15 protein-coding genes are annotated in these 18,243 nt (G+C 68.3%); 8 read left to right on the plus strand and 7 right to left on the minus strand.

The window, feature by feature from the left end:
- On the plus strand, positions 1 to 791 hold a 791-nt coding region (locus P0Y43_RS26585; RefSeq protein ID WP_275640239.1), incomplete at its 5' end, for an electron transfer flavoprotein-ubiquinone oxidoreductase.
- 124 nt (positions 792 to 915) lie between these two features.
- Here P0Y43_RS26585 and P0Y43_RS26590 read toward each other — a convergent pair.
- From P0Y43_RS26590 to P0Y43_RS26600, 3 genes are all read right to left on the minus strand, one after another.
- Positions 916 to 2,226: an MFS transporter gene (locus P0Y43_RS26590; protein ID WP_275640240.1), complete on the minus strand. Its 1,311-nt coding sequence runs from the start codon at positions 2,224 to 2,226 to the stop codon at positions 916 to 918.
- 67 nt (positions 2,227 to 2,293) lie between these two features.
- Entirely contained in the window at positions 2,294 to 2,779 is a 486-nt protein-coding gene (locus P0Y43_RS26595) for a histidine kinase (protein ID WP_275640241.1), read from the minus strand.
- 171 nt (positions 2,780 to 2,950) lie between these two features.
- The gene (locus P0Y43_RS26600; protein WP_275640242.1) at positions 2,951 to 3,427 is read right to left on the minus strand and encodes a sigma-70 family RNA polymerase sigma factor; all 477 of its coding nucleotides are present in this window, start codon (positions 3,425 to 3,427) and stop codon (positions 2,951 to 2,953) included.
- A gap of 193 nt (positions 3,428 to 3,620) precedes the next feature.
- Between P0Y43_RS26600 and P0Y43_RS26605 the strand changes: the two genes are divergently transcribed.
- From P0Y43_RS26605 to P0Y43_RS26615, 3 genes are read left to right on the plus strand one after another with little or no spacing between them, the layout of a single operon-like run.
- A complete protein-coding gene (locus P0Y43_RS26605; RefSeq protein WP_275640243.1) occupies positions 3,621 to 4,799 on the plus strand; it encodes an efflux RND transporter periplasmic adaptor subunit in 1,179 nt (392 codons plus the stop codon).
- A complete protein-coding gene (locus P0Y43_RS26610) occupies positions 4,800 to 6,764 on the plus strand; it encodes a MacB family efflux pump subunit (RefSeq protein ID WP_275640244.1) in 1,965 nt (654 codons plus the stop codon).
- A 3-nt stretch (positions 6,765 to 6,767) separates the two neighbouring features.
- Complete coding sequence (locus P0Y43_RS26615) at positions 6,768 to 8,171, plus strand: efflux transporter outer membrane subunit (protein ID WP_275640245.1); 1,404 nt, start codon at positions 6,768 to 6,770, stop codon at positions 8,169 to 8,171.
- Between the two features lie 83 nt (positions 8,172 to 8,254).
- Here the strand turns inward: P0Y43_RS26615 and P0Y43_RS26620 are convergent, their stop codons facing one another.
- Positions 8,255 to 9,877, minus strand: a complete 1,623-nt coding sequence (locus P0Y43_RS26620; RefSeq protein WP_275640246.1) for a twin-arginine translocation signal domain-containing protein — start codon at positions 9,875 to 9,877, stop codon at positions 8,255 to 8,257.
- A 152-nt stretch (positions 9,878 to 10,029) separates the two neighbouring features.
- On the opposite strand from P0Y43_RS26620, the gene P0Y43_RS26625 reads away from it, so the two are divergent.
- The gene (locus P0Y43_RS26625) at positions 10,030 to 10,962 is read left to right on the plus strand and encodes a siderophore-interacting protein (protein WP_275640247.1); all 933 of its coding nucleotides are present in this window, start codon (positions 10,030 to 10,032) and stop codon (positions 10,960 to 10,962) included.
- 113 nt (positions 10,963 to 11,075) lie between these two features.
- On the opposite strand, the gene P0Y43_RS26630 is transcribed toward P0Y43_RS26625, so the two are convergent.
- The 3 genes from P0Y43_RS26630 to P0Y43_RS26640 all read right to left on the minus strand — a co-directional run bounded on the left by P0Y43_RS26630 (position 11,076) and on the right by P0Y43_RS26640 (position 14,671).
- The gene (locus P0Y43_RS26630) at positions 11,076 to 12,476 is read right to left on the minus strand and encodes an aspartate aminotransferase family protein (RefSeq protein WP_275640248.1); all 1,401 of its coding nucleotides are present in this window, start codon (positions 12,474 to 12,476) and stop codon (positions 11,076 to 11,078) included.
- A gap of 189 nt (positions 12,477 to 12,665) precedes the next feature.
- Entirely contained in the window at positions 12,666 to 13,991 is a 1,326-nt protein-coding gene (locus P0Y43_RS26635) for an ATP-binding protein (RefSeq protein ID WP_275640249.1), read from the minus strand.
- Positions 13,988 to 14,671 carry a response regulator gene (locus P0Y43_RS26640; protein ID WP_275640250.1) on the minus strand — a complete coding sequence of 228 codons (684 nt, stop codon included), beginning with the start codon at positions 14,669 to 14,671 and terminating at the stop codon, positions 13,988 to 13,990. The genes P0Y43_RS26635 and P0Y43_RS26640 overlap by 4 nt, the downstream gene beginning before the upstream one ends.
- 191 nt (positions 14,672 to 14,862) lie before the next feature.
- Here P0Y43_RS26640 and dsbD point away from each other — a divergent pair, with 191 nt between their 5' ends.
- From dsbD to dsbG, 3 genes are read left to right on the plus strand one after another with little or no spacing between them, the layout of a single operon-like run.
- Positions 14,863 to 16,584, plus strand: a complete 1,722-nt coding sequence (dsbD, locus tag P0Y43_RS26645; protein ID WP_275640251.1) for a protein-disulfide reductase DsbD — start codon at positions 14,863 to 14,865, stop codon at positions 16,582 to 16,584.
- Positions 16,584 to 17,420 (plus strand): TlpA disulfide reductase family protein, encoded by an 837-nt coding sequence (locus P0Y43_RS26650; RefSeq protein ID WP_275640252.1) that lies wholly within the window; start codon positions 16,584 to 16,586, stop codon positions 17,418 to 17,420. The genes dsbD and P0Y43_RS26650 overlap by 1 nt, the downstream gene beginning before the upstream one ends.
- Position 17,421: 1 nt before the next feature.
- A complete protein-coding gene (gene dsbG / locus P0Y43_RS26655; RefSeq protein WP_275640253.1) occupies positions 17,422 to 18,180 on the plus strand; it encodes a thiol:disulfide interchange protein DsbG in 759 nt (252 codons plus the stop codon).
- Positions 18,181 to 18,243: the final 63 nt, after the last annotated feature.

The following is an 18,243-nucleotide window of genomic DNA, read 5'->3' on the forward strand; positions in this document are numbered from 1 at the left end:
TCAGCCAGTACCTCGAAGGCGGCAAGCGCATCAGCTACGGCGCCCGCGCCATCTGCAAGGGCGGCCTGAACTCGCTGCCGAAGATGGTGTTCAACGGCGGCGCGCTGATCGGCTGCGACCTGGGCACCCTGAACTTCGCCAAGATCAAGGGCAGTCACACGGCGATGAAATCCGGCATGCTCGCCGCCGACGCGGTGGCCGAGGCGCTGCTCGCCGGCAGCGAGGGCGGCGATGCGCTGAACCGCTACGTCGACGCGTTCAAGGCCAGCTGGCTGTATGACGAGTTGTACGCCAGCCGCAACTTCGGCCCGGCCATGCACAAGTTCGGGCCGATCTTCGGCGCGGCCTTCAACTACGTCGACCAGAACGGGTTCGGCGGCAAGCTGCCGTTCACCCTGCACGACACCAAGCCGGACCACGCCTGCCTGAAGCTGGCCGCCGAGGCGAAAAAGATCGACTACCCGAAACCGGACGGCAAGCTCAGCTTCGACAAGCTCAGCTCGGTATTCCTCTCCAGCACCAACCATGAAGAGGAGCAACCCTGCCACCTGAAGCTGAGCGACCCGAACGTGCCGATCGCCAGCAACCTGCCGCTGTACGACGAGCCGGCCCAGCGCTACTGCCCGGCGGGCGTATATGAAGTGGTCACCCAGGAAGACGGCGCCAAGCGTTTCCAGATCAACGCGCAGAACTGCGTGCACTGCAAGACCTGCGACATCAAGGACCCGGCCCAGAACATCACCTGGGTCACCCCTGAAGGCGCGGGTGGGCCGAACTACCCCAACATGTGATTGCGCCGCGGTATGAAAAAGCCCCCAGGCCGTGAGGTCTGGGGGCTTTTTCGTGGGTCCGGGATGGCCTCATCGCGGGGCAAGCCCGCTCCTACAGGCGTTGCGCAGCCCCTTTGCCTCGCCCTCAACACCCAACGGCCCGCTCCTCGACACACAACGGCGCAGACTCGGCATACACCATCGCCGTCATCACCCCCACCACCCCCATGATCGCGCAGAACCCCACGCACACCCACGGGCTCCAAGGCATCAGCGCAATCAGCGCCAATGGCGTGATGCTCGCCCACAGGGCGTAGGCGATGTTGTAGGTGAAGGAGATCCCCGATACGCGGATCTGCGCCGGGAACAGCCCGACCATCACCGACGGCACCACCCCCACCACCCCACACGACAAACCGGCCAGCGCATAGGCGACCCAGGTCCAGCCCCACTGCCCCACCAGGCTCGCGTACAGCGCGCCGATCCCCAGCGGCAGCAGCAGGCTGTAGAGCATCAGCGCGCGCCAGGCACCAATGCGGTCCACCAGCAGCCCGGCCAACACGCAGCCGATGTTCAGGAACACGATGCCCACGCTGCTCAGGGCGAAGGTGTGCGCGGCATCGATGCCGAAGCGCTGCTGCATCACCGTCGGCGTGATCACCACCAGCACCACCACCGCCGACGTCAGCACGCAGGTCAACAGCGCCGCCGGCAACAGCGTGCGGCGGTGCTCGCCAAGCACGCTGCGCAGCGGGAAGGCCACCGGCGGCGCCTGCTGCGCACGCAGGGCGAGGAACACCGGAGTCTCGCTCAGCCAGCGGCGCAACCACACGCCGATGACCCCGAACACCCCACCCAGCAAGAACGGATAGCGCCAGGCATAGTCGAGGATCTCCTGTGGGGTATACAGCCGCGCCAGCAGGGTCGCGGTGAGCGCGCCGAGCAGGTAGCCGAAGGTCAGCCCCGCCTGCAGGAAGCCCAGGGCATAGCCGCGCCGGCCAGCGGGGGCGTGCTCGGCGACGAAGGTCCAGGCGCTGGGCACCTCGCCACCGACCGCCGCCCCCTGGAGAATGCGCAAACCCAGCAGCAGCAGTGGCGCGGCATAGCCGATGTCGGCGTAGGTCGGCATCAGACCGATCAGCAGGCAGGGCAAGGCCATCATCAGGATGCTCAGGCTGAATACCCGCTTGCGCCCCAGATGGTCGGCGAAGTGCGCCATCAGGATCCCGCCCAGGGGGCGCGCCAGATAGCCGGTGACGAAAATCCCGAAGCTCTGCAGCAGGCGCAGCCATTCGGGCATCTGCGGCGGGAAGAACAGCTGGCTGAGGGTCAGGGCGAAGAACACGAAGATGATGAAATCGTAGATCTCCAGCGCACCACCCAGCGCCGCCAGGCCCAGGGTCCGGTGATCGCCACGGCTGAAGCGCGGCGCGCGAGGGGTATCGATGGCTGTCATGGCAGGTCCGAACATCGGCAAAGGGCGAGAGGATAGCAAATGCCCGCCGAACGGTGCCCGCTGCGCGTCAGTTGGAGCGGCTGAACACGGTCTGGGCGAAGTTCATCCGCCGCCTGGGGTAGCTCGCTTCGCCCGCGAGCCCTGGCGGCAGCGCCAATTGGCCGAGCAGTTGCGGCGCATCGATGATGGCCATGAACGACTCCAGCGCCTCGCTGTCTGGCACCTTCGGCAGGCTGATGCTCACTGCCTGGCGCTCGGTCTGCGGCACGCTGGGCACCTTCAGGTGCTGGGAGTGGTAGAGCAAGGCGTGCTGGATTTGCGCATTGACCCGGCAGAAACGCGCCAGATCGACACCGGCATGACTACCCAGCTCGATATTGCCCAGCAACAGGTGGAACGGTTGCAGGGCGCACTGCACCAGGCGTTGCAGGTCGTCGAAGCTGTCCACGGGGGCGATGCGGTAATAGCCCAGGCCATTGAGCATCTTCTCCAACTGCAGGCGCTGCTGGGGGTGCTCGTCGGCGATGAGGATCCGCAAGGATTTGTTCGGCATGATCCGCACCTGGGCAGCAAGGGGTTGGCAAACGCTCCTTGACCATACTGCGCCAGAATGCGGCGATTGCCGGGGCTTCGCCTGGCTGGGGTCTTTCTTGATAGTTGTCTTGAAACAAGCAGAAATCAAGGGGCCAGCACAGGGAATTTTCACCCCTGTTTCACGGGCTTTTCACTGCTCCCATTGGCGCATGCGCAGGCGGCAGTGCTTCATCGCGGTGACGATGTGCTTCTCCACCAGGCTGCGGGAAATACCCAGGCGCTCGGCAATCTGCGGGTGCGAAAGGCCGTCGAGCTTGCGCAACAGGAAGCTTTCCCGGCACGGCGCGCTCAACTCCGCCAGGGCCCGCTGCATCAGCGCCAGGCGCTCTTGCGCCTGCATCAGCTCGGCCGGCGCGGGGCTATGGGGCTGGGCATCGTCGTCGAGTGCCTCCAGGGGTTCAGCCTTGCGTACCAGTAATCGACGGTGGCGGTCGACCAACAGGTTCTGCGCCACCCGATAAAGAAACGCACGAGGCCGCTCGATGGGTGGCGCATCACCACGTTCGAGCATACGCACGCAGGCATCGTGGGCGACGTCCTCCGCCGCCTGGCGGTTGCCCAGGCGCGAAACCAGAAAATTCACCAGTTCACGATAATGTCGTTCCACCACGGTGGTCGCCTCTGCGTGCACTGACCAGCCAAGGGGCGGCGGCCAGTGATGTCAGCGTGGCATCTTACAATCGAAACACTGCCCGGTGACAGGCCCCGCTAAATCCCCCTCGCCAGCTTTCGTCTAACTGTGACCTCCGTGCGTGCCGAGCGTGGTACCGCGCGCCCCTCACCCCTGGCTGGAAGTCCGCATGAGACGCACATCCAACACCCGCCGCCGCCTCCTCATCGGTGGCCTGGGCCTGCTTGGCCTGGGCAGCCTGCTGGCCTGGAAGACCCTGCCACTGGGCAGTCAACCGGTGAGCACCGTGCAGGTCACCCGCGCCGACATCGAAAGCAGCGTCACCGCCCTGGGCACCCTGCAACCGCGGCGCTACGTCGATGTCGGCGCCCAGGCCTCGGGGCAGATCCGCAAGCTGCACGTGGAAGTGGGCGACGAAGTGCGCCAGGGCCAGTTGCTGGTGGAAATCGACCCTTCGACCCAGCAGGCCCGGCTCGACGCCGGCCGCTACTCGATCGAGAACCTCAAGGCCCAGCTCGCCGAGCAACGCGCCCAGTACCAGTTGGCCCAACAGCAGGTGCAGCGCCAACGCGACCTGGCCAAGGGCGGCGCGACCCGCGAAGAGGACGTGCAAGAAGCCCAGGCCCAGCTCAAAGTCACCCAAGCGCGCATCGACATGTACCAGGCGCAGATCCTCCAGGCCCAGGCCAGCCTGCGCAGCGACGAGGCCGAACTCGGCTACACGCGCATCTATGCGCCGATGAGCGGCACCGTGGTCGCGGTGGACGCCCGCGAAGGCCAGACCCTCAACGCCCAGCAGCAGACGCCGTTGATCCTGCGCATCGCCAAGCTCTCGCCGATGACCGTCTGGGCCCAGGTCTCGGAGGCCGACATCAGCCAGGTCAAGCCTGGCATGACCGCCTACTTCACCACCCTGGCCGGTGGCAAGCGGCGCTGGACCAGCACCGTGCGGCAGATCCTGCCGATCCCGCCCAAGCCCTTGGACCAGACCACCCAGGGCGGCGGCAGCCCGAGCAGCAGCACCAGCGGCGGCAACACCAGCAAGGTGGTGCAGTACACCGTGCTGCTCGACGTCGACAACCCCGATGGCGCACTGATGGCCGAGATGACCACCCAGGTGTTCTTCGTCGCCGGCCAGGCCAGCCAGGTGCTCACCGCGCCGCTGGCCGCCCTGGATGACGCGCCCAGCGGCGGCCTGCGCCTGGCCCAGGTGCTGACCCGCGACGGCAAGATCGAACAGCGCCAGGTGCGCACGGGCCTGAGCGACCGCCTGCGGGTGCAGATCCTCGATGGCCTGAGCGAAGGCGAGCAACTGGTCATCGGCGCGCCCAGCGCCCGGGGAGGCTGAATGAGCGCGCCGCTGATCCAGCTCGAAGACATCCACAAGGTCTATGGCGGTATCGACTCGCCCGAAGTCCAGGTACTGCGTGGCATCAGCCTGAGCATCCGCCCCGGCGAGTTCGTCGCCATCGTCGGCGCCTCGGGCTCGGGCAAGTCGACGCTGATGAACATCCTCGGCTGCCTCGACCGCCCTTCCTCCGGCACCTACCGTTTCGCCGGCCGCGATGTCGCCGAGCTGGACAGCGACGAGCTGGCCTGGCTGCGCCGCGAGGCGTTCGGCTTCGTGTTCCAGGGCTATCACCTGATCCCCTCGGGCTCGGCCCAGGAGAACGTCGAGATGCCGGCCATCTACGCCGGCACGCCCGCCAACGAGCGCCACGCCCGCGCCGCCGCCCTGCTCGAGCGCCTGGGCCTGGCCAGCCGCACCGGCAACCGTCCGCACCAGCTCTCCGGCGGCCAGCAGCAGCGGGTGTCGATCGCCCGCGCCCTGATGAACGGCGGCCATATCATCCTTGCCGACGAACCCACCGGCGCCCTCGACAGCCATAGCGGCGCCGAGGTGATGACCCTGCTCGACGAACTGGCCAGCCAGGGCCACGTGATCATCCTCATCACCCACGACCGCGAAGTGGCGGCCCGTGCGCGGCGGGTCATCGAGATCCGTGACGGGCAGATGGTCAGCGACTCGGCCGCCAACCCGCCCGCCGCCGAGCCACCGCCCGGCGTGCAGGCCGACGACCTGCGCCAGCGCCTGGACCGTGGCGCCAGCCTGCGCGGTGCCTGGAAGGGTGAGCTGGTCGAAGCCTTGCAAGCGGCGTGGCGCGTGATGTGGATCAACCGCTTCCGCACCGCCCTGACCCTGCTGGGCATCGTCATCGGCGTGGCTTCAGTGGTGGTGATGCTGGCCGTGGGCGAAGGCAGCAAGCGCCAGGTGATGGCGCAGATGGCCGCGTTCGGCTCGAACATCCTCTACCTCAACGGCAAGCACGCCACGGCGCGGGAACCGGCCGGCATCGTCACCCTCGACGATGTCGCCGCCATCGCCGGGCTGCCCCAGGTCAAGCTGATCATGCCGGTGATCGGCGGCGAGCTGATGGTGCGCCATGGCAACAACAACCAGCAGTTCTACGTCGGTGGCAACAACACCGATTTCCCGCGGATCCTCAACTGGCCAGTGGTCGAGGGCAGCCTCTACACCGAGGCCGACGAGCGCGCCGGCGCCGCCGTGGCGGTGATCGGCCAGAAAGTCCGGGAGAAACTCCTGCCGCCCGGCGGCAACCCCATCGGCCAGTACCTGCTGATCGAAAACGTACCCTTCCAGGTGGTCGGCATCCTCGCCGCCAAGGGCGCCAGCTCCGGCTCGGAGAATGCCGACGAGCGCATCGTGGTGCCCTACTCCGCCGCCTCCACGCGCCTGTACGGCAAGCACGACCCCGAATACGTGATCATCGCCGCCGCCGACTCCAGCCGCGTGGCCGAGACCGAGGCGGCCATCGACCACCTGATGCGCCAGCGCCACCAGGGCAAGCACGATTTCGAACTGACCAACGACGCGGCGCTGATCCAGGCCGAGGCGCGCACCCAGAACAGCCTGTCGCTGATGCTCGGGGCGATTGCCGCCATCTCGCTGCTGGTCGGCGGCATCGGCGTGATGAACATCATGCTCATGACCGTGCGCGAACGTACCCGCGAGATCGGCATTCGCATGGCCACCGGTGCGCGCCAGCGCGACATCCTGCGCCAGTTCCTCACCGAGGCGGTGATGCTGTCGATGGTCGGCGGCGTCACCGGCATCATCCTGGCCCTGACCATCGGCGGCGGCCTGCTGCTGGCCGGCATCGCCGTAGCCTTCGCCCTGCCCGCCATCCTCGGCGCCTTCGCCTGCGCGGTGATCACTGGCGTGGTGTTCGGCTTCATGCCGGCGCGCAAGGCCGCGCGCCTCGACCCGGTCAAAGCCCTTACCAGCGTGTAGCCCATGAACCTTCCAATACGCATCAGCCTGCTGACCCTGAGCATCAGCCTCGCCGCCTGCAACGGTGCGCCCACGCCCGCGGCCGGTATCGTCTCGCCGCCCGCCTGGCAGGGCCCCGCCGAACGCCACCAGGCGCTGCCGGACAGCGCCTGGTGGCAGGGGTTCGCCAGCCGCGAGCTGGACCGCCTGGTCGAACGCGCGCGCAGCAACAGCCACGACCTGGCCGCCGCCACCGCCCGTGTGCGCCAGGCCCAGGCCAACGCCATCATCGCCGGTGCGCCGCTGCTGCCGGAGTTGCGGTTGGGCGTGGACGGCAGCCGCCAGCGCCTGTTGCGCGGCGACGGCAACAGCCAGCTCGACGCCAGCAGCAGCGAACGCACCAGCACCGCCTTCGGCACACGCCTGAGCGCCAGCTACGAGCTCGATTTCTGGGGCGGCCTGCGCGCCAGCCGCGACAGCGCCCTGCACACCCTCGACGCCAGCCGCTTCGACCGCCAGACGGTCGAGCTCACGCTCACCAGCGCGGTGGCCGACAGCTACCTGCAGGGCCTGGCCCTGGAAGAGCAGCTGCGCATCGCCCGCCTCAACCTGAACAACGCCCGCGATATCCTCGCCCTGGTCGAAACCCGCACCAACGCGGGCTCCTCGACCCGCCTGGAGCTGGCCCAGCAGCGCAGCCTGGTGGCCGCCCAGGAGCGCCAGGTACCGCTGCTGGAGCAGCAGTGGCAAGACAACCGCGTCACCCTCGCCACGTTACTGGGCGAGCCGGTGCAGTCGCTGAGCACCGCCCAGGAGTCGATCGACGGCCTGAACTGGCCGCAGATCGGCAGCGGCGTGCCCAGCGACCTGCTCAGCCGCCGCCCGGACATCGCCACCGCCGAGGCGCGTCTGGCCGCGGCCAGCGCCGACGTGCAGGTGGCACGGGCGGCGATGCTGCCGCGGGTGGTGCTGGGCGCCGACCTGGGCAGTGGCGCCCGCGCCTTCCCCAATATCCTCGATAGCCCCTTCTACACCCTGACCGCCGGGCTCACCGCGCCGATCTTCGACGCCGGCGCGCGACGTGCGGGGCGCGACCTGGCCCAGGCACGCCAGCACGAACTGCTGGAGGACTATCGCAGCAGTATCCTGGCGGGGTTTGCCGATGTGGAGAAGGCGCTGAACGCCATCAGCGGCGTGGACCGCCAGCGTCAATGGCAGGATGAGGAAGTGCGCCAGGCGCGCATCGCCTTCGACCTGGCCGAGCAGCGTTATGCGGCGGGTGCCGAAACCTTGCTGACGGTGCTGGAGACCCAGCGCACGTTGTACCAGGCGCAGGACCAGCAGGCTCAGCTGCGCTTGGCACGGTTGCAGGGGAGCGTGGCGTTGTACAAGGCGCTGGGAGGGGGCTGGCAGGTTTCCCGGTTGTAAGCACCGGTCCTGTCGCGGGGCAGGCATTGCGCGGCCTGCTGCAGGAGCGGGCTCGCCCCGCGATAGGGCCCGCCCCGACACCCTCAGGACACGATATTCTTCAACGAAAGGTTCCGTGCATACCAAGGCCGTCGCGGCACCCGATTGAGCAGCTCGCCAATACCGTCCTCATCGCCAAAGGTGATGCGCAACGCCAGCTTCATCACCTCCACGTCCATTTCCACCGACTTGCCCGGCCGGGTGCCCGGCACCGTGCTGCAGCCGTGGGTATCCGGCCCCAGCCACGGGTCGTCGACCTCCACCCACGGCCCCGGCGCGAACCACTGCACACCGTTGACCTCCAGGCGCCGCACCTGGCCGGGGTGATACCGCTCATGGGCGCGGTACCAGTCCTCGATGCGGTCGTCGATCCAGCCATGGAACCCCCAGAACACCGGGTGCACATGGGACGAGAATGGGTCGCCGAGAAAATCGTTCTGCGCGCCGAACCAACGCGCGGCGAAATCCGACGGTGGCCGGGCGAACGGCACCGGGATGCCGTTGGACGGGTCACGCGGCACCGAGGCCCAGCACATGTGCAGCCAGTCGTGCAGGTTCATCTCCAGTTCCGAGCCGAACGCGCCCAGGCTCAGTTTCGACAGGTACAACGGGTCCTGGTACTGCGACTCCCAGACCTGGAAATTGCTGCTGAACGTCTCGCCGGCCTTGATCGCCGAGACCCACTGGCCGTAGGCGTCGTCACCCGGCGCCTGCCAGCTGGGCGGCACGCAGCAACCGTCGTGGTTGTCGTAGTAGCGGGCAAAGCCCACGCGGTCGAACTCCACGTTCGGCTGCGGCAATGGAAAATGCTGCCACGACGGCAGTGGCTGGAAGCCGCGCGCGGTGCCGAGCATATGCCGGTGCATATAAAGGAAGTCGATGCCCGAGCCGTTGCGGTGCTTGCGCGGGCCGCGGGCGTCGCGCTCGCGCTCGCGCGGGCCGGGCTGCCAGCCCAGGCCGCGCAGGGCGTTGCGCTTGTCTTCGGGGATCTTGTGCCATTGGTCGCGCGTGGCGTGCCAGAGCTGGTGGAACAAGCGGTGTTCGGCGCTGAGCACCCATTCGTGCATCTGCGGTGTGTACGGCAGGCGGTCGCGGGCTTCGGGGAACAGCCGCTTGACGGCGACGAAGCGGCTATCGGCCAGGGCCAAGGTCAAGGGCCGGTCCAGGCGCTGGAAGCGGCCACTCAGGGTGCCGCTGCCCGCGTTGGCGAAGGTGCCCCACACCTCGTCGAGGCTGGCCACGCATTCGTAGCCGGGGCCGCCGTTGCTGCCCAACAGACGCCAGCGCACCTCGGCGGAGGTGGCGCCGACCAGATCGCCAAGCACCCGGTAGGCCGCTGGCCCGTCACCACGCAGGCGCTCGCCGGTGTCGACGAAACCGCGCAGGCCACGGCCCTTGGTGGCGACGTCGAAGAACACCTCGACGCCCGCCAACGGCAGGCCCTCGAGCCCGGCATCATGGCCTTCGAAACGGATGTCCCAGACCCCGCGCAGGTTGTCGGCCAGCACCTGGCCGGCGTAATCGGCCAGTTCAACGCTGGCCTCGCCCGGCGTCACGACGTCGTCCTCGGGATCATGGGTCAGTTCCTTGTGCGCGTAGTAGGCGGCCGTACCTGCGGCGCCCGCCACTGCCAGGCCTGCGATGAATCCTCGTCGGGAAATGGTCATTGCGCCTCTAATCCGTTCCAGCCATGCGGCGGCCTCTATCCAAGCTAGGACGTAACCTGACGCTGGAAATTTACCGTTACCGTACCCCGGCTAATTCACCACCGGCCGCGCTCGTTCCTTCTGGTAATTCCCCTGCCAGCGGAGGCCCGCCGATGACCTCGTTCCTCTCCCGCCTGATCCGCCCGGCCAAGGCCAACGCCTACCGGATCTTCGATGTCCAGCTCAAGGCCATCGAGCGCCTGGGGCCGTCGCTGTGCCGCTTCGTCTTCACCGGCGAGGATGTGGCGCAGATGACCACCCTGGCGCCAGACCAGCGCATCAAGCTGTTCTTCCCCTCCCCCGACGGCCAGGCGCCGAGCCTGCCCCTGCACGCGCAGTGGCAACAGGCGCGGCGCAACCTGCCACCGGCGCAGACACCGCCGATGCGCACCTACACCCTTCGCCACCTGCGCCGCGAACAGCGCGAGGTGGACGTGGACTTCGTGCTGCATGGGGTCAACGGCCCAGCTTCGACCTGGGCGACCCACGCCCGGGTCGGCGATCGCTTGCAGATGGTCGCGCCGAACCTGGCCTATGACGGCGACCCCGGCGGCTATGAATGGAAGCCCCCGCAGAATGCCCGCAAGGTGTTGCTGGTAGGCGACGAAACCGCCCTGCCGGCGATCGCCGGGATTCTCGAGCAGTTGGCCGACACGCGCCCACAGTTGTCGGTCGAGGCGTTCATCGAGGTGCCGTTGGAGCCCGACTGCCTGGCCCTGCGCCACAGCCCGGCGACCCGCCTGCATTGGTTGCCGCGCGACCTGCTGCGCTCGGGCCACGGCCAGGGCATGCTGCACGCCGTGCGTGAGTTGGCCACCCTGCCAAGCCTGCGCGCACGCGGGGCGGTGGAGCTTGAGGAGGTGGATATCGACCAGCGCATTCTCTGGGAGCTGGCCAGCAGCCAGGCGACGGAGTTTCATGCCTGGGTCGCGGGGGAGTCGGCGACGGTGATGGAGATTCGCCGTTACCTGATCAAGGAAAGGGGGTTGGAGCGGGAAAGTTTGACGCTGATGGGGTATTGGCGTGCGGGGCGTAGTTTCGAATGAGCCGCACGGGGGCCGCTGTGCGCCCCAACCGCGGGGCAAGCCCCACACAGGTACCCCGCTGACTCCAACTGAAACCAGCGGGGTACCTGTGTGTGGAGCTTGGCCACCGCGCCTTACAGCGCAGCCACCGCCGCCTGAACCGCCCGGGCGAAGCGATCCGCCACCTCGTCCACCTGCTCGGCGCTGATGATCAACGGCGGCAGGAACCGCACCACCGCGCCGTGGCGCCCACCCAGTTCCAGGATCAGCCCGCGCTTGAGGCATTCACGTTGCACCTTCGGCGCCAGCTCACGCGATGCCGGCGGGTGCCCCAGCGCATCGACCTTGCCCGTGGGGTCGATCAGCTCCACCCCGAGCATCAACCCACGCCCACGAATATCACCCAACTGCGGGAAGTCCCGCTGCAGGCGCTGCAAATGCCCGCGCAGGCGCTGCCCCATGGCTTCGGCGTGCTGGCCGATGTCGTGCTCGACCAGGTAGTTGATCACCGCCGAGCCTGCCGCCATGGCCATCTGGTTGCCACGGAACGTGCCGGCGTGGGCGCCAGGGGTCCACTTGTCCAGCCACTCGCGGTACACCACCACCGCCAGCGGCAGGCTGCCACCAATGGCCTTGGACAGGGTGACCGCGTCCGGCACGATGCCGGCGTGCTCGAAGGCGAACATCCGCCCGGTACGGGCGAAGCCGCTCTGGATCTCGTCGACGATCATCGCCACGCCAGCCTTCTCGGTGATCCGTCGCACACCGCGCAGCCACTCGATATCGGCCGGGATCACCCCACCCTCGCCCTGCACCACCTCGAGGATCACCGCCGCCGGCAGTTGCACGCCGCCTTCCGGGTCGAGCAGCAGGTTTTCCAGGTAATGCAGGTTGGCGCGCACGCCCGCCTCGCCGCCCAGGCCGAACGGGCAGCGGTAGTCGTAGGGGTACGGCATGAACTGCACGCCGCTGTTGAGCAGCGCGCCCAGCGGCTTCTTCGGTCCCAGGCTGCCCATCAGGCTCAGGGCGCCCTGGGTCATGCCATGGTAGGCGCCCTGAAAGGCCAGCACGGTGCTGCGCCCGGTGGCGGTGCGGGCCAGCTTCAGCGCGGCTTCCACCGCGTCGGTGCCGGTGGGGCCGCAGAACTGGATCTTCGCTTCACGGCGCAGCGCCTCGGGCAGCACGCCGAACAGGTCCTGGACGAACTGGTCCTTGACCGGGGTGGTCAGGTCGAGGGTGTGCAGCGGCAGCTCATCCGCCAGCACGCGCTGGATCGCCTCGATCACCACCGGGTGGTTGTGGCCCAGCGCCAGGGTGCCGGCCCCGGCCAGGCAGTCGATGAATTGACGGCCTTCGACGTCCTCGACATGGATGCCGCGAGCGCGCTTGAGCGCCAGCGGGATGCGCCGTGGGTAGCTGCGGGCGTTGGATTCCTGTTGCTGCTGGCGCAGCAGCAGGGCCGAGTCCTCGAAGTGGTACAGGGGCTCCGGCGCGACCGCCGGGAAGGCCTGGGCAAGGCTGGAAGCGTTAGACATCGGAAGATCCTCGCAAGCAAGAAAGAATGCCCGCCACGTCCCTGTAACCGGATGTGTGTCGGGTGAGTCATCGCTTGAAAAACGCTTGAGTGAGGCGAGGATTTAGCGGTTGATCGCGGATTTGTAGTGGCCTCATCGCCGGGCAAGCCCGCTCCGGCAGGGAGCGGGCGGTGCCTAATGGGCTTGGGGTCAGGCGCCGGCGTGGCGCACCGGGACTTGCAGCCATACGCGCAGGCCGTCGCTGCGGCTGTCGAAGCGCAGGCTGCCGGCGCAGCGCTGCACGATCGCCTGCACGATCGCCAGCCCCAGGCCACAGCCGCCGCTCTTGCTGGTGCGCCAGAAACGCTCGGTCAGGTGCTGCAGGTCTTGCTCGGCGATCCCCGGCCCATGGTCGCGCACCAGGAAGCCCACCTGGCCGTCGGCCATCTGCACCTCCAGCTCGACCGCGGCGTCGCCGCCATGGCGCAGGGCGTTGTCCAGCAGGTTGCGCAGCGCCGCCACCGCCAGCGGCCCGGGCATGCCCAGGTAGACCTGGGTGGCCTCCGGCGGCAGGCGCAGGACGATGCGCCGGTTGTCGCCACCGCCGGCATCCTGCACCGCCTGCTGGGCCACCTGCTCGGCGCTGCACTGCACGCCGTCGTCGAACGACAGGCTGCCTTCGACCCGTGCCAGCATCAGCAACTGCTCCAACGTCCGGTGCATGCGGTCGGTGCCCTGCTCGGCATGCTCCAGCGCTTGCTCGCGCACCGCGCCATCGGTCATGCGCGCCACCTGCAGGTGGGTCTTGATCGCGGTCAATGGGCTGCGCAGCTCGTGGGCAGCGTCGTCGGTCAGGCGCCGCTCGCGCTCGAGGGTCTGGGCAATGCGCAGGAACAGCTGGTTCTGGGTTTCCAGCAGCGGTTGCAACTCGCTGGGCATGCCCGCCACCTGCAACGGCTCGACGCTGTCGGCGCGACGCCGACGCAGGGCGTCACGCATGCGGTTGAGCGGCTCCAGGCCCTTGCCCAGGCCGATCCACAGCAGCCCCAGGCTGCCGAGCAGGGCCATCAGCACCGGCGCCGAGGCGGCCAGCAGGATCGACTGGTTGAGCGCCTCGCGCTCCTGGTGGCGGTCGGCGGTGGTGATGCGCACGTCACCGTGGCTGTAGGTGAAGGTGCGCCATGAGGCGCCGTCGATGATCTGGTCGCGGAAGCCGCTGCGCTCGTCGTCCATGCTGCCGTCGTGCTTGTGGTTGCTGGCGAGGATCTCGCCACGCAGCGAACTGACCTGGCAGGCCATGCCATCCGGCACGCTGAACTGGTCGGCGGCGAAATGCGCCTCGCGGCCCTTGGCGCCCAAGGGCTGGGGCAACTGGTCGACCAGCCCGGCGACCATCCGCGCCGACGCCACCAGGCGCTGGTCGAGGGAAAACATCATCTGCTGGCGCAGGTCGCGCAGCATCCACGCCGCGGCGAGTATCCAGATAAGGATGAAGGCGCTGCCGAGGATCAGCGACAAGCGCACGCGCAGGCTCATGGCGAAACCTCCTCCGGTGCCTGGGCCGGCCCCAGGCGGTAGCCCAGCCCGCGCACGGTCTCGACGATGCTGTTGCCGAGCTTGCGCCGCAAGTGGTGGATGTGCACGTTCAGGGCGTTGCTCTCGACCTCGTCGCTGAAGCCGTACACGCAATCCTTGAGCTGCTCGCTGGAGAGCACCCGCCCAGGGTTCTGCAACAGGGCCTGGAGCAGCGCCTGCTCGCGCCGCGACAGGTCCACCGGGCGCCCGGCCAGGGTCGCCTCGCAACTGCTCGGGTCGTAGCGCAGCGGGCCGTGCTCGATGGCATTGACCGCGCGCCCGGCGGCGCGGCGCAGCAAGGTGTGCAGGCGGGCCGACAGCTCACGCAGGTCGAAGGGCTTGAGCAGGTAGTCGTCGGCGCCGGCGTGCAGGCCGTCGACCCGGTCGGTGACCGCGTCGCGCGCGGTCAGCACCAGCACCGGCAGTTCCGAACCCTGCTGGCGCAGGCGGCGCAGCAGCTTCAGCCCATCCTCGTCGGGCAGGCCGCGATCGAGGATCATCACGTCGAACTGCGCGGCCTTGAGCAATGCGTGGGCCGCCGAGGCGCTGGCCACCCGGTCCACGGTCAGGCCCTGGGCCGTGAGGCCGGCGCAGATGCCACTGGCGATCAGGTCATCGTCCTCGCAGAGCAGTACGTGCATGGGGGTGGGTCTCCAGGTTCGGGATTCGGGCAGTGCACCACGGGGTGATTAAGCGAGGATTATGAACCATAACCCCGGCCTAGGCCCGCCATTGCACGGCCTTCCTACAAAGCCTTGTAAGATGGGGTTAACTTTCGGTTAATCAGCCCGCTCCAGCATGGTGCACTCATTGCACTGCCCAAGGCGTCGACATGCGTGTTCTCCTGCTTTTCCTGACATTCCTGCTCGCCGGCCCGCTCCAGGCCAATCCATTCGCCACCAAGCCGGACTTCCTGCCGGTGAACCAGGCCTTCGTGCTCAGCCACGACCGCCTGCCGGACGGGCAGATGCGCCTGTATTTCCAGATCAAGGACGGCTACTACCTTTACCAGAAACGCCTGAAGTTCGACGGCATTCCCGCCGAACAGCAGCCGCGACTTCCGGCCGCCGAGAGCCATCACGACGAGTTCTTCGGCGACAGCGCGGTGTACCGCACCGAGCTCGAACTGCTGCTACCGGCCAACGCCAGTGGCCAACTGCGCCTCGGCTGGCAAGGCTGCGCCGATGCCGGGTTGTGCTACCCGCCGCAGACCACCGTGATCGATCTGGGGGGGGCCAAGGCCACGCCATCCGCCGCGTCCGACCAGGCCGCCGACCAAGCCCTGGCCAGCGGCCTGCAAAGCACCGGCCTGGCCTGGAGCCTGCTGGCGTTCTTCGGCCTGGGGCTGTTGCTGGCCTTCACCCCCTGTTCGTTGCCGATGCTGCCGATCCTCGCCGGGCTGGTCCTGGGCAACGGCGCCAGCGCCCGGCGCGGCTGGCTGCTGGCCGGGGTCTATGCGCTGAGCATGGCGCTGGTCTATGCCGCCCTCGGGGTGGTCGCGGCGCTGCTCGGCGCCAGCCTGCAGGCCTGGCTGCAACAGCCGTGGCTGCTCGGCAGCCTGGCGGCGCTGTTCGTGATCCTGGCACTGCCGATGTTCGGCGCCTTCGAGCTGCAACTGCCGGCGGCCGTGCGTGACCGTTTGGACCGCGCCGGCCACGGCACCCGCGGTGGCAACCTGTACGGCGCGGCGCTGCTCGGCGCGCTGTCCGGCCTGCTGCTGGGGCCGTGCATGACCGCGCCGCTGGCTGGCGCCCTGCTGTACATCGCGCAGAGTGGCGACGTGCTGCAAGGCGCGCTGGTGCTGTTCAGCCTCGGGCTGGGCATGGGCGTGCCGCTGCTGTTGCTGGTGACCCTGGGCAACCGCTTCCTGCCGCGCCCCGGCGCGTGGATGAACCGGGTCAAGGGCGTGTTCGGCTTCGTGTTCCTGGCCATGGCCCTGTACACCGTGCGCAGCCTGCTGCCCGAGCCGCTGCTGCTGGCCCTGGCCGGCGCCTGGCTGATCGCCCTGGCCTGGGCGGCATGGCCAGCGCTGCAACGCCTGCCGGCCCTGCGTGCGGTGCCGCTGCTCGGCGCCCTGTGGGGCGGCCTGCTGCTGGTCGGCGCCGCCGCCGGTGGCAGCGACCTGTGGCAACCGCTGCAACCGTTCACCGGTGCAGGGGGGGCCGTGGCCACCCGCGCCGCCCACGCTGGCGCGGTCACGGTCGACAACCCGCAAGACCTGCAACGCGAGCTGGACGCCGCCAAGGCCCGTGGCCAGTGGGTGCTGGTCGACTACTATGCCGACTGGTGCACCTCATGCAAGGTCATGGAAAAACAGGTGTTCGCCCGTGGCGACGTGCAGGCCAGCCTGGCCGACGTGCACCTGCTGCGCCTGGATGTCACCGCCGACACCCCGGCCAGCCGCGAACTGCTGCAACGCTATCAAGTACCCGGCCCGCCCAGCCTGATCTGGGTCGGCCCGGAAGGCGAGGAACGCCGCGCCCGGCGCATCACCGGTGAAATCGACGCCGTCGGTTTCCTGCAACATTGGGCACAGACCAGGAGCCAAGGCTGATGCTGACCGTAACCCTGGGGCCATTGACCATGGCCCTGAACCACCTGCTGCTGTTGGCCGCCCTGGCTATCGCCAGCCTGGTTGGCTGGCGGGTGGCCCGGCGTGGCGGCGAAAGCCCCGAGTCGGCGCTGTTCAACCTGTTCCTGGTCGGGCTGCTGTGCGCGCGCATCGGGTTCGTCATCGAGTACTGGGGCATGTACCGCGACGACCCGTTGCAGGTCATCGATATCCGCGACGGCGGCTTCCAGCTCTGGGGCGGCCTGGTGGGCATCGTTGCCGCCGCGCTCTGGCAAGGCTGGCGTCGCCCGGGCCTGCGCCGGCCACTGGGCTGGGCACTGTTCAGTGGTGCGCTGTTCTGGGGGCTCGGCAGCCTGGGCAGCCATCTCTACAGCAAGGGCAGCGAACTGCCGGACATGAGCCTGCGCAACGCCGCTGGTCAATCGGTGGCGTTGCAGGCTTACCGGGGCAAGCCGCTGGTCATCAATATCTGGGCGACCTGGTGCCCGCCGTGCCGGCGCGAGATGCCGGTGCTGCAAAAGGCCCAGCACGAATACCCCCATGTGACGTTCCTGTTCGTCAACCAGGGCGAAACCCCGGAGACGGTCAGCACCTTCCTCGCCACCACCGGCCTGAGCTTGACCCATGTGCTGTTCGACGGCACCGGCCAACTGGCCCAGCGGGTCGGTTCGATGGCCCTCCCCACCACGCTGTTCTACAACGCCGAGGGGCAACTGGTCGGCAGCCACCTGGGCGAGTTGTCGCGGGCCAGCCTGCGCAGCGCCCTGGAACCCCTCGAACGGGCCAGCGCGCCCGCCCCCGCCGTACAAGGAAACTGACATGCGATTGAATGCACTGCTGCCCCTCACCCTGGCCCTGCTGGCCGCGCCGGTATTGCAGGCCGAGGAGTTGCCCCAGGCGATCCAGCAACTGCAAGCCAAGGGCGCGAAGATCAAGGGCAGCTTCGACGCGCCCGACGGCCTGCGCGGTTACGCAGCCGAATACCAGAACAACGGCATCGCCCTGTACCTGACCCCCGACGGCAAGCACGTGCTGGTCGGCAGCCTGTTCGACGAGAAAGGCCAGGACCTCAGCGCCGAGCCGCTGGGGAAGCTGGTGTATGCGCCGATGAGCCAGGAAATCTGGGCGAAGATGGAAAAGAGCGCCTGGATCGCCGACGGCAAGCCCGACGCGCCGCGCACGGTCTACCTGTTCAGCGACCCCAACTGCCCGTACTGCAATATGTTCTGGCAGCAGGCCCGGCCATGGGTGGAGTCGGGCAAGGTGCAACTGCGCCATATCATGGTCGGCATCATCCGCGCCGACAGCCCGGGCAAGTCCGCCGCGCTGCTGGCAGCGAAAGACCCGGCCAAGGCGCTGGAGCAGCATGAGCAGGCCGGCAAGGGCAGCACGCTCAAGCCGCTGGAGAAGATCCCCGAAGCCGTGCAGCAGCGCTTGGATGGCAACCTGGCACTGATGGAAGAGATGGGCTTGGGGGCGACACCGGCGATCTTCTACCTGGATGACCAAGGCCGGCTGCAGAACCAACAAGGGGCACCGCGGCCGGAGATGCTGGGGAAGATCCTCGGCAAGCGGTGATTGATTCAGGTCGCTATCGCGGGGCAAGCCCACAGGCACCCCGTTGCCCTCCAGGACAATCGG

Source organism: Pseudomonas entomophila (assembly GCF_029193575.1).
GTDB lineage: Bacteria > Pseudomonadota > Gammaproteobacteria > Pseudomonadales > Pseudomonadaceae > Aquipseudomonas > Aquipseudomonas entomophila_G.